We start from the raw sequence: 531 nt of genomic DNA on the forward strand, positions 1-531 counted from the left end.
GTCCGAGACCTGGCCTCCGGTAAGGACAAAGCCAAGAGGGCATCCCTGATTGTCACATCGGACATGGATCTTGCTCGTAAAGCCGCCGCGTGATCGACCAAAAGCCTCCGAATGAGCCCCCCTTTTGCGCCCGTAGCCTGTGAATGGGCACGGACTACGGTACTGTCGACCATATGCTGCCAGTTATCGGTCAGGTCGAGGTCTATCAGGGTTTGCAGCAGAGCATCCCACACCCCCTGCTCAGCCCAACGCCGGAACCGGACATAGACCGAGTTCCATTTGCCGTAGCGCTCATGCATGTCCCGCCACGGACAGCCTGTGCGCAGAACATGCAGCATACCATTGAGAAACAGGCGGTTGTCTCCAGCTGGTCGAGCCCAACGTCCGCGCTCAGGCGGCAGAAGCGGACCAATTATCGCCCATTCCTGATCCGTCAGATCACCTCGTGCCATGCCCGCTCCACCGTACCGTCTGCGTTGAAGCAACCAGTGAATCAGATCTCAGGATGAGTGTATAGACCTTTTGTCAACG

The 531-nt window shown here is 57.8% G+C and carries 1 protein-coding gene; it reads right to left on the reverse strand.

The features are described from left to right. Positions 1–452, reverse strand: a 452-nt coding sequence (locus KP705_RS16750) for an IS5 family transposase (protein WP_215765072.1), incomplete at its 3' end; no start/stop codon positions are given. Positions 453–531 lie beyond the last annotated feature (79 nt).

The organism is Gluconobacter sp. P1D12_c (assembly GCF_018812105.1).
In the GTDB taxonomy this organism is placed as follows: domain Bacteria; phylum Pseudomonadota; class Alphaproteobacteria; order Acetobacterales; family Acetobacteraceae; genus Gluconobacter; species Gluconobacter oxydans_A.